Annotated in this window: 10 protein-coding genes; 4 read left to right on the forward strand and 6 right to left on the reverse strand. The window is 57.0% G+C overall.

Going from position 1 to position 13661, the window contains the following annotated elements:
* Positions 1–415: 415 nt before the first annotated feature.
* From FHT73_RS26825 to FHT73_RS26835, 3 genes are all read left to right on the forward strand, one after another.
* On the forward strand, positions 416–2137 hold the full coding sequence (locus tag FHT73_RS26825; protein ID WP_112610998.1) for a penicillin-binding protein 2: 1722 nt from the start codon (positions 416–418) through the stop codon (positions 2135–2137).
* A gap of 630 nt (positions 2138–2767) precedes the next feature.
* The gene (locus FHT73_RS26830) at positions 2768–3265 is read left to right on the forward strand and encodes an HIT family protein (RefSeq protein WP_112611000.1); all 498 of its coding nucleotides are present in this window, start codon (positions 2768–2770) and stop codon (positions 3263–3265) included.
* A gap of 566 nt (positions 3266–3831) precedes the next feature.
* Positions 3832–4002 (forward strand): hypothetical protein, encoded by a 171-nt coding sequence (locus FHT73_RS26835; RefSeq protein ID WP_181476491.1) that lies wholly within the window; start codon positions 3832–3834, stop codon positions 4000–4002.
* Between the two features lie 184 nt (positions 4003–4186).
* On the opposite strand, the gene repC is transcribed toward FHT73_RS26835, so the two are convergent.
* The 4 genes from repC to FHT73_RS26855 all read right to left on the reverse strand — a co-directional run bounded on the left by repC (position 4187) and on the right by FHT73_RS26855 (position 9630).
* The gene (repC, locus tag FHT73_RS26840) at positions 4187–5410 is read right to left on the reverse strand and encodes a plasmid replication protein RepC (protein WP_112611002.1); all 1224 of its coding nucleotides are present in this window, start codon (positions 5408–5410) and stop codon (positions 4187–4189) included.
* Between the two features lie 186 nt (positions 5411–5596).
* Entirely contained in the window at positions 5597–6631 is a 1035-nt protein-coding gene (gene repB / locus FHT73_RS26845) for a plasmid partitioning protein RepB (RefSeq protein WP_112611004.1), read from the reverse strand.
* Positions 6628–7851 (reverse strand): plasmid partitioning protein RepA, encoded by a 1224-nt coding sequence (repA, locus tag FHT73_RS26850; protein WP_183716049.1) that lies wholly within the window; start codon positions 7849–7851, stop codon positions 6628–6630. The genes repB and repA overlap by 4 nt, the downstream gene beginning before the upstream one ends.
* Positions 7852–8724: 873 nt before the next feature.
* On the reverse strand, positions 8725–9630 hold the full coding sequence (locus tag FHT73_RS26855) for a LysR family transcriptional regulator (protein ID WP_112420499.1): 906 nt from the start codon (positions 9628–9630) through the stop codon (positions 8725–8727).
* Positions 9631–9720: 90 nt separating this feature from the next.
* Here FHT73_RS26855 and FHT73_RS26860 point away from each other — a divergent pair, with 90 nt between their 5' ends.
* Positions 9721–10692 (forward strand): nitrilase family protein, encoded by a 972-nt coding sequence (locus FHT73_RS26860; RefSeq protein ID WP_183716051.1) that lies wholly within the window; start codon positions 9721–9723, stop codon positions 10690–10692.
* Positions 10693–10720: 28 nt separating this feature from the next.
* Here the strand turns inward: FHT73_RS26860 and FHT73_RS26865 are convergent, their stop codons facing one another.
* Positions 10721–11341, reverse strand: coding sequence for a class GN sortase (locus tag FHT73_RS26865; RefSeq protein ID WP_183716053.1), 621 nt, complete (start codon positions 11339–11341; stop codon positions 10721–10723).
* The gene (locus tag FHT73_RS26870) at positions 11338–13596 is read right to left on the reverse strand and encodes a marine proteobacterial sortase target protein (protein ID WP_183716055.1); all 2259 of its coding nucleotides are present in this window, start codon (positions 13594–13596) and stop codon (positions 11338–11340) included. Before FHT73_RS26870 ends, FHT73_RS26865 begins: the two co-directional genes overlap by 4 nt.
* Between the last annotated feature and the right edge of the window lie 65 nt (positions 13597–13661).

The raw sequence follows: 13661 nt of genomic DNA on the forward strand, positions 1-13661 counted from the left end.
CCAATCCCTTGACCAAAGCCTGATCAGAAAACCATATTTAAACGTGGCTCACTTCTCGGTGGAAAAACCGGCTCTGTTCCGCGTGAAAACCAACAACGGTGCATGGGGACGAGAGATGAAGGGGTAGACGCTGGGTAGAGGGGCTACCAGTCCCAAAATCTGCCTCGCATACTACTGTAAGGCGCCTGGACGTACTGTTGTCCTCCGGACGCCAATCGTCGCTTTTCAGAAAGTGTCCTTCCCACTAGCATTTCCACTTTATCACTTGCCGGCCGGAAGTCCGCTTGGTGCACTCTCTTTCACGCACGAGGATGGTAATGGGAGCTTATGATTAGACTCCTGTTAACCATCTTGCGTTTAAAGATTGTTAATCGAGAGGCAAACCCGCCCTCCCAGTTTTTGCGAATTATCGTTCATGTCGATCATCCACGCCCTCGGCGCAAATAGCGGTCGCCTCATCAGAATCACCTTTGGTCCTGTGGGCCGCGAGCGCCCGCCGGTGCGCGCGACGGGCCAGGCGAAACTTGCCAAAGCGCGTATCATGATGCTCGCGGGTGGGCTGCTCGTCTGCTATGTGGCGATCTTCGCCAGGCTTACCTATTTCGACATGGAGCCGAGGACCGACACCTCGGCAATTCCTCCGGATCATGTCAGCGCCGCGCGTCCGGATATTGTCGACAGAAACGGCGAATTGCTTGCAACGGACATCCGCACAGTTTCGATGTTTGCCGAGCCCAACCGTGTAATCGATCCGGACGAGGCAGTGGAAAAAATCGCCTCGATCTTTCCCGATATCGACCGCAAATCCCTTTATAAGAAGCTTGCTGATCGCCGCTCGCATTTTGCCTGGCTGCGCCGGCAGCTGACGCCGAAGGAACAGAGCGAAATCCTGGCGCTCGGCATTCCGGCGATCGGATTTCGGCCTGAGGTCAAGCGCTTCTATCCGGGCGGACGAACCGCTGCCCATATTCTCGGCTATGTCGATATCGACAATCACGGCGTCGCCGGCATGGAGAAATATCTCGACATGCAGGGCCTGTCGGATCTCGCATCGACGGGCCTGACGAGCCGCGACCAACTGGAGCCCGTGCGGCTTTCGATCGACCTGCGCGTTCAGAACATCGTCCACGACGTGGTGTCGGATGCGATCGGCCGCTACCAGAGTCAGGCGGCCGGCGCCGTCATTCTCGACATCCACACCGGCGAAGTCCTGGCCATGGCTTCGGCACCCGACTTCGATCCAAACGATCCGCAGACTGATGTCAAAGGCTGGCTGAACCGCATGTCGAACGGCACCGACGAGATGGGATCGGTTTTCAAGACCTTCTCGATCGCGATGGCCATCGATACCGGCACGGTCAAGCTGACGGACACCTTCGACGCCAGCTCTCCCCTGCACTACGGCGGCTTCACCATCCATGACGACCGCGACGTGCCGCGGCGTGTCCTGTCGATCCCGGAAATCTTCCGTTATTCGTCCAACATCGGCACGGCCAAAATGATGGACAAGGTGGGCATGACCATCCAGAAGAGCTACCTGACCCGCTTCGGTCTGCTGTCGAAAATGCAGACGGAACTGCCTGAGGTGAAAGCGCCGAGCCAGCCAAGAGTTTGGAAGAAGCTCAACTCCATAACCATAGCGTTCGGCCACGGCGTCGCCACCACGCCGATGCAAACCGCCGTCGCGGGTGCCGCCCTCATTGACGGCGGCAAGCTGATCGAGCCGACCTTCCTGCCGCGCACGCAGGAAGAGGCGGAAAAGACCGAAACGATGATCGTCAAGAAGAGCACCAGCGACACGATCCGCTACCTCTTCCAGTTGAACGGTGAGCAAGGGTCTGGCAAACCTGCCGACGTCCCCGGCTATCACGTCGGCGGGAAGACCGGCACCGCAAACAAGGTCATCCACGGGGTTTACTCGCACAAGCTCAGCTTCAATTCATTCCTGGCGGCGTTTCCAATGAATAACCCGAAATACGTGGTGCTGGCCTTCGTCGACCAGCCGCTGACAGGCCAACACAATTTAACCTTCGCGACCAACACGGCGGCACCCATGGTTCACGACATCATTGCCCACGCCGCGCCGCTGCTCGGTGTTGAGCCGGATTTCGGATCGAACTTTCTGGCCGCATATTAAGGATCACGCTCGCTCCGAAGCGTGGCTGCGGCGGCGGACGCCGCTGCAGCTGCAGCCACGCGGGATAAAATGGCGGTCCGCCCGCGTGATTCAGCCTGCCGTTTATCTTCCCGCCGAAATCCTCCTGGCAAGACTGACCGGGTTTCTGCTCTGCCGCATGGCGCATCAATGCCAGGAATCCCGTACAATCAAAACCCTGACAGCTGTCAGGGTTTGCGGTCAAAGCTTATTGATAGGCAGCATGACATATGTTGTCTTCCGGCCCGTCGCCTTACGCAGGGTAGATCTTTCCATACCGCCTCCCACATACGCCTATTGGAAAACCCTGACAGCTGTCAGGGTTTGTTGTGAGCGCGAAACTGGAGAGAGCTTTTCCGAAGCCACTACAAACGACTTTGAGGTGCCGTCAACGCTAGAGAACTTCACATCATATCGTTACCGCCGTCTATTTCCTCGGTGTAATCTGCCGGGCGCCCAGTAAGAATTGCAAATGGAAAGGACCATACTGTCTGCCCCTTCATTCAGACCAATAAAGGGGGCCAGCTCATGCCCACCGAATTCCACACCGCTTTTGCGCTGGACGCGGGGTAAAAATAGCCGGCGAACAATAGCAGGAACGGGAGATCCGAAATGAGGCCCGCTTCACAGTTTTTCATCGCTGAAACCGACGGATGGGTTGTAGGTCATCGCGCGAACTCTGCTCTCCCCGGCTATCTTGTCGTTGCCTCGAAGATATCTGCAGATGATCTGTCGGACTTATCCGATGACGATTTGCGCGAAATCGGTCCGTTGTTGGCGCTGTCTCAAGCTGCCCTGAAAGAGGAACTCCGCGTTCCGCGCGTCTATATCGGGCGCTATGGTCACAGCTCCGGACTCGCTTTTCATTTCCATATCATTCCTATCTATGAGTGGGTCGAGAAACTGTTCTGGCGAGACGCCCGATATCGGCTCCTCGGGCAATTTACGGAAGGGGAGGCGGAAAGCGAAACGGACGGCGCCGAACTAACCCTGTTCGTCTGGCGGGAGTTCTGCGAACGCGCGCTGCCGCCTCCGATCGAAGGACCGACCGTTTCCGAAGCAATCGACCTTCTGCGCAAGACAATACGTCTCCGTTTGCAGGCCATATGAAAGATGTTGCTGAACGACAATTTGCTTGACTATTCCCTCCCCTGCCTTGCTATACATCACAAAACAAGCGGAGCGCCTCGCTATTCATACCCGAATTCGCCACTGTCTAACTGTCGGATTTTTCAACGAAAATCTCTCATCCTGAAGCTATATGGGTATTAGCTTCCATAAGCGATACCGGGTTGACTAAACTTTTTAGCGATGGCGGGAATGTGCACCCACTAGCTCCGATTTCGTTTTCAGTAGAGAAGAAAATAGGTGTCTGAGCGAGTAATCCGAGCGCACTTATTCGCCGGTTTCGTTCCCACATTCGTCCATGACCGTTCCAATGACTCGATCTCGCTGGAATAGTGATGAGACATAATGCACTGCGTATTGTCGATTAAGCCGGGATCTAATCTCTGAAGCTCAATTCTACCCCTTTTGAAAATTCGTCGAGCGAGTTGCTGGCGCTAAAGTTCATTACAAAATCGTAAGGGTGCTATTCATTTTCGGTTAAGCCTTAATCAGTCATCAAAGTCATGCGTAAACACGCAGCATCACCCCCAATGCTTATGAGGTTTCACATGAAAAGCCTGCTTCTCTCCACTGCCATCGCCCTGGCTTCGGTCGTTGCCGTCAGCGCTCCCTCCCAGGCAGCTCCATTTCATCGTCATCACCACAATTGCTTTGTGAAGACCGTAAAGCATAGGGTTCATGGCCATTGGGTAGTTCGCAAGGAGCGCGTCTGCCGCTAATCCAATGTGCAGCTTTGGCCGTCGGCAAGGTTCGATGGCCAAAGCTGAATGGCTTGCCGCAGCCATATCGCACAAGAGGATGTATATCCTGGTGCTTCTTTCCTGTGTTGACCCGAAGGCTCATTCCGATCGTGTACCGTTGGTGTCTCGGAACCAGCGCATCTCAGCAAGCCGATCTGATATGTCATGAAACTTCTAATACGATATCGCCGTACCCCGCGTTTGTGCGAAGCAACGCCATAAGTACCGGACCAAGTGAAAATTCGCCGCGTTTTGCCTTGCCTGCAAGATTACGTAGATAAGCACCGGCTGAGTTGATATGCCCTGATCGCTCGAGAATGCAGGCCATCGTCACGGCGGCATTTTCCGGCCCCATCGTCTCGCAAGCCTGCTGATAGGCCGAGGGCGTGACACCCAGCATCGATCGTACCACGATGGCTGCAGACATGAGATCTCGCCAATTGCTGATCACGCCTGCAGGGGCATAGGAGCTAATTTCGGGGCATGCCTTCAGCACGAGAGCTAACGGGAAGATGCGCATCGGCTCTTTTTGTCGCTCGTCCGTTTTCCGAGATCTTGCTTCCAACTTTGTTCGAAAGCCTGGTTCAAGTTCATTAAAGGATTCGGGATTCGAATTCTTTATGTGGCGCTCACCATGGGCATCATTGGTGCTATAATTTTCAATTTTTTGCTGTTTTTCCAGCAGGTTGATGATTTCGCCGCGCAGTAGCTCCATATCACTGAGAATAGAGGTAATCTCAGACATCGTCGGGGAGCGAGGAATGCGCGCGAGGAGGGCGCTATAGATTTCTTCGATCCGAGGCCAGTCGCCCTCGACGCCTTCCGTGATAGCCGCCGCAATCAGTTTACGGACGTCGCGCCGGCAAATTGTCAGGCTCTCCTTGGCCCGCCGAAAGGCGATCCGATCAGCCACGACCTGTTGAGCAATGACTGCAAGTTCTTCGGCGCGCAACAACAGCGGTGAGATATCGAAGCCGAATGCGTTTTCGATCTCGCCTGTTCGGCCTTTTCTCGCATAGCGCTTGCCATTGGCGCTATCCTTACGAACGATCAGGCCAGCCTCGACGAGAAATGCCAGATGCCTGCGAAGCGTGGCGCCTGCAATGCCATGGGCTCGTAAGGTCAATTGCGTATTGGATGGAAAGACGATGAGCTTGGCGTCCTGACGAAGCTCATTGTCGGGATAAAAACTCAGCAACGCGTCGAGTACCGCCAGGCTGCGATCCTGCAGACCGAGCTTTTCTCGTGCTTCGGATATGTCTCGAAAGACTTTCCATTTATCGGCCGTCTTGTTTGGTTCGATCGCGGACGTGGCGACCTGCCGTCTCATTAAGGCAAGCGTCATCGGCCGCCGCCCAAAGGGCGTCGTCACACTTCCGTTCTGCATTTTCTTCACCTTCAAGAGGCAAAAGAAATACGATCACCAAAAACGGTGCCAAAAACTCTTGACTGTGATTCGGGGAAATGCGATTCTTCAGTTGCTACATTGAAGAGAAGGCTTCCACGACGGCAACGTTTGGGGGCCTTTTTTCTTTTGCTAGTTTCCTTTCCAATCAGAAAACCCTGACAGCTGTCAGGGGTTGCGTTTGTCTCTGAAACGAGTGAAGCGCTCGACAAGATCGGGCAACTCCTCCTCGATAAATCTCACGAATTCCGTACCCAGTTTGCCCTCGGCAGAAATTCGAACTTCCCGAGGGGAGGTCATGAACACACCCAACCTAGTTCCGGATGTATCGGAAATCGCAATTTGCGTGTTGCGCGGCTCAGACGGAGGCTTGATTGCCTTCAGCGCCACCTGAAAGCGCTGGTCCGAGGTTTCATTGGCCCTGTTTGCATCCAAGAGAGCGGCGCGCACCACATCAAGAGCATTCGGGGCTGCGGATATGGCCTTCGCCAGATCCAGCCAACGCGGTCTGCCAATCTTCGGAGCCCTGCCGATCGCTTCAATGATATCTGCCGGAATTGCGCGATAGACACTCCGCATTCGCGCAAGCTCCGCATCCTCAATCGAGAGAGCCGCATAGATGTGGCGCGCCTTGATGCCCGCATCATCCATGCGCGAGGCAAACAAGGCGCGTTCGATCCATGTCAGGTCCTGCCGGCTGGCATTCTCGATGCCCTGCGCCAGAACGAGATCGAGATCGGAAATCTCGACTTCTATGGCACGGACGGTGCGACCGAGCTCTAGAGCAGCCCGCCATCTGCGATGGCCGTAAACGACCTGATATCGATCGCTTGAAGAGGGATGCCGTCGAACCTGGATCGGAACCTTTTGGCCCTCTTCCTCAATGGAACGCTTGAATCTCTCGAAATCCTGAGGATCATCGTCAGGCAGGCGATCCGGATAAGGAGAAGCATCGATCACCTGAGGATCGAGGTCCTGTATCCAGCCTTCGCCGGATTCGACAATGGCACGCAGCCGGTCACGCTCGGCGCGTATGTCACCGATCGCCCGATGCGCGGCCCCGATCACACCGGCACCGACACGGCCGGCTTGCGCGGGGGCAGGGGCCGGCGGCGATGAATCCGTTTTGTTTTCGCTGCTTTCCAACTCCGCTGAGAGCAGACCGAAACTGGCGACGATGGATTTTCTCGGGCTTTTGCTCATCCACGTCCCCAACTTGCATTGATGAGTTGCACGATCGCCTCGTTGACGGCGTCGACGGCCTCACGCGCGCGCTTGTGCGTGTCTCGGCCGATCTGCCCCATTTCCAGCTCGTAGAGGGAGCGCTTGGCAAGTCCGGCGGCCTCGACTGCGGTGCTCTCTATCGCCGTCGGCAACAAGACATCGGTGCCGAAGAGATGGCGCAACATCGCAACGACCTGGGACTGTGGCGCATCGTTCGGATCGTGACGCGTTACCAGATAGCGAATGAAATCATGATCGAGCTGCGCACCGCTTTCGTTGAGCACGCTGATCAGGTCGCCCATCATGAGCAGGAATTGGCTCATCGATGCCACGTCCAGCATGGCCGGATGTACCGTGATGATCATGCTCGTTGCGGCATAAATAGCGCTGAGGGTCAGAAATCCGAGCGACGGCGGCGTGTCGAGGATGACGATGTCGTAATCGCTTTCGACTTCCGCCAGCGCTAGCTTAAGGCGCTCGAAAAAGATCACGCCCGAGCCGGATTTTTGAGCCAGGACGCGAGGGGTCTCGTGCTCATACTCCATGACCTCCAGGTTGCCTGGAATAAGGTCAATGCCGTCGAAATAGGTTTTGCGAATGATCTCGCGGATGGGACGCCTTTCGGCCGTCTCATATCGAAGTGCCGCATAGATGGTTTCGTTGGCGCCGACATCGATTTCCGGCTGCGCGCCAAACATGGCCGAAAGCGATGCCTGCGGATCGAGATCGAGGGCAAGCACGCGATAGCCATGCAGTGCGAGATAATGCGCGAGATGAACGCAGGTCGTCGTCTTGGCGCTGCCACCCTTGAAGTTGGCAATCGCCATGACCTGCAGATGTTCGCCCGGTCGGCGCCGAGGCAGGAAGCGAAGCGCTTCCGTAGGCTTCTGCTTGGCAAACAGTTCCCGCAATTCGTTGATCTGGGCAAGCGTATAGACCCGGTGATTGTTCTCCAACCGGCTGGGAACAGGACCGCGGCCTTCACTCGACATCAGCTTCAATGTCGAATCCGGGATAGACGTGAGCTTTGACACTTCATTGGTCAGGAACTGGCGTAGCATCTTCTCGGATTTCGGCGGATACATACGCGTTCTGAGCTGCTGGAGCTGACCAGACAGTACAGTTGCGTGCCGCGCGATCTTGCTGGCTGCATTTTCCTTTGAAGGAGCTATTGTCTCCGTGCGGCTCGCTATCGCCATTTATCCCTCTTGGCGGCCTGTCGCCGGTTTGCCGACATTTGCCCGCCAGAACATAGAACACGATTCTGTCAGGCCGTCCAGAGATTAACGGATAATGAACGGTCAGCGTGTGACAGCCAGGACTTTGGCCGGGCCGTTTAACGCGCTGTCTTTCCTGCACTTTCTGCAGCCACCCGCTGGAAATAACTGCGGATGAAGGCTTACGCTTTTGACTGCATAATGTCGTTGCCGCCGATCTGCCGATCTCTATCCGGCTAAGATTGTAACGATTTCGACAACGGGAATCACCGAATGGGGCTGTGTGAGTCGGCTTCGTGCGGATGCTCTCACACAGGATCTCCGGCTTTCCCTTTCAGCGATCATGGCACAAGTGCAGGCAGCGAGCATATAGCCGTTCGGCATGCCTGGAGCGTTGAGCGGATCAGGCTCTGCCGTCTTTTGTTACCCCCCGGGCGCTGTGCGCCTGCCATGGATAAAGGCTGGATAAGTTCATGTAACGGCCATTGAAAATATCCGCTGTGGACGAATCACCGCCTTCCCTTGTCGAAAGTTGGATCGGCCCTAGTTTGCGAATCATTAATGATTTGTGAGGGTTAGTAACTTTGAACTATGATTGGAGCGGCGTCAGGGCACGGCGCATCAAAGCGATCAAGATGGCAGTTTCAGTGATGATCGCAGTGGCGGTGCTGGGTATGCCGACAATGCTTTGGCTGCATGGTTCGTTTTGAGCATCAGGGCACTCGAACCGTCCGACGACGAGGTCGGGCAGTCTCACGTTTAGCGTCTTTCGGAGAACGGGGTTGGATGCATAACCTCATTGCCGGCAACGAGAGCGATCGCTTGCATCGCAGAATGCCGATGCAAGCTAGGCCTTTATCCCGATTGCCACTCTGAGGCTGGGTGGTCGAATTCCAGATTCTTCGTTACATGATCTACAAAGCCGGCTAACAGGGGGCTCGTATGTTTGCGATGCCAGCAGATTCCTACCGGCCATTTTGATTCCGGTCCTGAGAGAGATTGCGTGCGGATGGACCCCGCCAATGCCCGCACGCCATGCCAAGGCAGGAATGCCGCGCCCAGGCCGGCAGAAACGATGGCGTGCACGGTCAGTATGTCGTCGGCATATTGGGCGACGCGAGGCTCGAAACCGGCAAGCGAACACCAGCGCCTGATCTGGTCATCCAGTCCCGGTCCGCGCGACGGCGAAAGTGCAACAAACCCGAGTTCGTTCAGCTCCGCCAGCCGATCCTGGGCCGGCATGGTCACCCCACTTGGAAGCGCCAAGGCTAGATGCTCTTCGACGACGGGCATAAAAGCCAAGCCGCGATCGTCCTCCGGCGCGCGGCAGAAACCGATATCGAGCCGGCCGTCGAGCAGGCGCTGATGCTGTTCCCGCGATGGCAGGTCGTTGAGCGTGATGCTGCAATCCGGTGTCGCCGCACGAAAACCGGCGATCAGCCGTGGTGCGACGGCAAGTGTCGATATTCCAAATCCGATGTCAAGATATCCGCTAAGGCCGGCTATCGCGCGATGCATCTTCCTGTCGACGTCGTCGTTCAATTGGAGAAGCGGACGTGCTTCGCGCTGCAGAAGTTCTCCGAGAGGCGTCAGTTTGGCGCCATGGCGGCCGCGCTCGAACAACGCTCCGCCCATTGCAGCTTCCAAAGCCTGAATCTGCTTGGTAAGGGTCGACTGGGTGACGAACAATTTTGCCGAAGCCTTGCCGTAGTGGCCGGTGTCGATCAATTGAATGAAGGATCGGAGAAGCTTTATTTCCATTCTGTCCAGGAATAATTTTAATCGATAAAGTCATTTTACGAAAGAGATGGCGCGTGGTCAAATAGGCTCATGACGAAAGGAGCAATCGACATGACGCTCAAAATTTCATCCGTACAGTTTCAGCATCGGGCCAATGACAAGGCCTACAATCTCTCGCGTATAGAGCATTTCACGGAGGAAGCCGTTCAGGCAGATAATCAGCTCGTCGTATTTCCCGAGATGTGCATCTGTGGATATTGGCATGTTCCCAAGCTCGATGGTCCTGCGCTGCAGGCGCTGGCTGAGCCGCTCTCCGGTCCCTCGATCAGTCGAGTAGCTGCCCTGGCGCGGGAGAAGGGCATCGCGATCGGCGCCGGCTTCCTCGAGCTGGGTGAAAACGGAAAGCTCTATAATAGTTACGCGGTCTGCATGCCGGATGGACACATCCATCGCCATCGCAAACTGCATGCCTGGGAGCATCGCCTTATTTCCAGCGGCGATGCCTTCACGGTCTTCGACACACCTTGGGGAATTCGTGCCGGCATCCTGATCTGCTGGGACAATAATCTGATCGAGAATGCGCGCGCCACGGCGCTGCTTGGCGCCGAATTGCTGATCGCTCCACATCAGGCCGGCGGCGGCCATTCGGTTAGTCCGCACGGGCTTAAGCGGATACCGGTCGAAAAATGGATCAATCGTCACGAAGATCCGCAGGCGATCGAGGCTGAATTTCGAGGTCCGAACGGCCGGGAGTGGTTCATGCGCTGGCTGCCGTCGCGCGCCCACGACAATGGAATGTTCCTCGTCTTCAGCAATGGCGTCGGACAGGATGAAGACGAAGTGCGCACCGGCAATGCCATGATCCTCGATCCTTATGGTCGCATCCTGGCAGAAACCTGGGCGGCGACCGATGCGAGGGTGAGCGCTGAAATCGATCTGGCCTTGCTCGACAAATGTACGGGCCAGCGCTGGATAAGAGGCCGCCGCCCGGAACTCTATGGTATCCTGACGCAACCCAATGCCAACGGCCTCGCACCCATGGACGCGCGCTACTCGCAAGCGTCTACCCGCAACAGCGGGTAGGGTAGATTTCCATATGGCTGGCCGTGGTCTATTTCGCCATCGTTTCTTCGAGATCGGCATAGACCAGATAGCGAAGTGGCCCCGAGGTCACGGCGTCAAAGGGAAAGCATGTCGCCAGGACGAGATGGGCGCCACGCGCATCGGGGTCGATCTCTGCTTTGTCCCAGCGGGCAATCGCCATGTGAGTCACGTGGAAAGTGAAGGTCCGGCCATCGCTGCGTGTGATGCGGATACGGTCGTTCACATGGATATCTTTCAGGAAAGTAAAATGGGTATCGCGGTGTGCTGCATAGACCGCTGTACCCTCTTCGCCTGCCTGCGGGGTATTGTCGAGATGGCCTGGGCCGAAGGCAAGCGCCTGGCCGCTTGCACCCTTCAGGGCGATAGCGGAAACGCCAAGGCGTGGAACTTCAATACGCGCCACCGGCCAGGTATCGGCCCAGCTCCAGGGCTTGATCGGTGCGCCTGATATCACGCTCTCGGCAAAGGCACGTTCCAGAAGGACTTGCGCCAAAGCCGCCTTGGCGTAGATCCATCCGCCTTGCGCGGCGAGGAAGAGACCGGCGGCGATGAAAATGCCGGCGGCAAAAGTCAGAAGGGAGCGCGCTGGCGCGCTCCCCATGGTTTGGAGGCGAGTGGCGGCGATCATGCCCGGCTCCTTCGCGATGCCAGGAACAGCAGCGAAGCCCCACACAGAAGAGCAAGCAATCCCTGGAGAATGAGAAGCATTCCCGGCGTTGCGGTCTGCGGTAGCGGAACGCTGGCCGGAGCCGGTGCGGAGATTGGCTCGAGCTCCGCATCGCCATCCGCACCCTGCAGCTCATCGGCTGTCTGCCCGTGCCTGCTGCCAGCCGTCGCATCCCGCATTGCACCGATGCCGAGGAGCTTGTTGTAATCCCAGCCCGCGGGAAGCTGCAATGGAATGTCGGCCTGTGTCAGCGGCGCGTTTGTCGGCCGCAGACGCTTGGTATCGACGGCGACGAGACTTGTGAGGCGCGTGACCAGATGATGGTCGAGAGCCAATTGCAGGATATGCTTGTCGGCATCGGCCTGCGAGATCTTGCCGAGCGTGAGATTGACCTCGGCATCATCGATCTGACGCCGTGCCCAGATCTTCGAGATACCCTTGGCATTGCTTGCCTGATCGAGCGGCAGGGAAATCGTCCACGGACGGTCACCGATCTTGCCGCTGACGGTCAGGGTTCCGGCTGCTTTTCGCATCCGGGCCGCCAGAACGAGCGGTTCGCCATGGTAGATGTCGGGCAGGAGGTTGGATGACAGGCTGACATTCTTCTCCGAAAAGGCAGCGGCGACATCGGTGACGGCGGGGTTCTCCAGCTTGTCGAAAAGGGCGCGCATGCGCTCGTTCACCTCGGCGACCGAACCGATGTGGGTGAAGCTGCCACGGCCAAGTTCGGCGGCGCGGCTCATCAGGTAGGTATTCGGCGCCGAGCCGATGCCGACCATGAAGATGCGAGAGCGCCCGCGCGACTTCGCGATCGCATCGAGAAGCTGCTGCTCGTTGCTGACTTCGCCGTCGGTCAGGAACACGACCTGGCGCAATCCGTTCGCTTGATAGCTGTCGTCGAGTGCTGCTTGAAGCGGTGGCAGCATTTCCGTTCCGCCGGCAGCTTCCAAGCCGGTGACGAAGCGGCGGGCCGAGGCGATATTTTCAGCCGTCGCCATGACCGAATCGGGGAAGAATTTGGTCATCGTGTTGTCGAAGCGGATGACGTTGAAGCGATCATTCGGCTCAAGCCGGGACAGGGCATAATCGAGGCTCGCCCTCGCCTGTTCGATCGACGTGCCGCCCATCGACCCGGAATTGTCGATGACGAAGACCACTTCGCGGCCCGCCTTCTGCGGCGTTGCCACCGCCGGCGGCATCACATAGGCAAGCACATAGTCATCCTTGCCGACATGCTCGCGGAAGAGACCGACGCTTGGCATATTGCTTGCGATCGCGCTCCATTCGAGCACGAAGTCGCGATCTGCAGTCGCATCGCCATCAAGGGCGATCCGGCGCTCGGTGTCGCTTACTTTGTCGATCTTGACCGAATGATAGAGGCTTTTGACGTCATCGAGCGGAAAGCCGGCATTGAGATTGACTTTGAGGGTGACAGGGTTGGTGCGGTCGTCGCCAGGTGCCATCAGGGGCACCGAGACAGGCTTGTCGCTGACCTTACGCGATGAGCTCTGTTTGGACTGACCCCAGCCGGCCTTAAGATCGGCTTGCTGGGTGATGGGCGATGCGTCCTGCGGGTTATAGCGCGGCGCGACGACCAGCGGCACCCGCAGGGAGAAGCGGCCGTCCGCCAAACGGACCGACTGCTGATATTCGATCTGAACGACGATCTTTTCATGCGGGCCAACGTTTGCGACCGCATTGGTGAAGACGTTCGGGCGTTGCTGTTCGACCAGGGAGGCCTTCTTTCCTTCCCTGCGCGCTTTCTCGTATATGGCGCGCGCAGCCTGCTTCTCCTTGATATCAGCGATAACAACCCGGTTGCCGACAATCATCTTTAGGGAATAGACGGCGCTGTCTTCCGGAAGAGGAAATACGTAGAGAGCTTCGACCCATTTGTCGGTCGTGTTCTCGAAGGCTTGCGTGAGGACGGCGCGTGCCGTCGGTCCATTGACGTCGAGATCGACATCGGTCGCAAGGCGGGGCGCCTCTATATATTTTCCTTCGTCCTTGGTCTGAAGAAGAAGGCTGCCGGTGCCCATTTCGTTCGGCGTGACGAAGGCTGTCGGTTGCGCGTGCGATTCCAGCGGATGCAGCAGTGCGAAAATGACGGCAAGCACCGGCAGCAGGATGGCATTGCTGAACCAGAGCAGCAGGCCGAATCTGATGAGGAAATTTTGCCGCTTCTGGTAGCGCGAGACGTTTGGCGAGGCTGACATGACAGGCTCCTTGTTCGCTGGTGGATTGACTGAAGCCATTGTGAACAAAGGCTATTTTCTCGCCA

Origin of the sequence: Rhizobium sp. BK098, from assembly GCF_014193155.1 — a bacterium.
Taxonomy (GTDB): Bacteria; Pseudomonadota; Alphaproteobacteria; order Rhizobiales; family Rhizobiaceae; genus Rhizobium.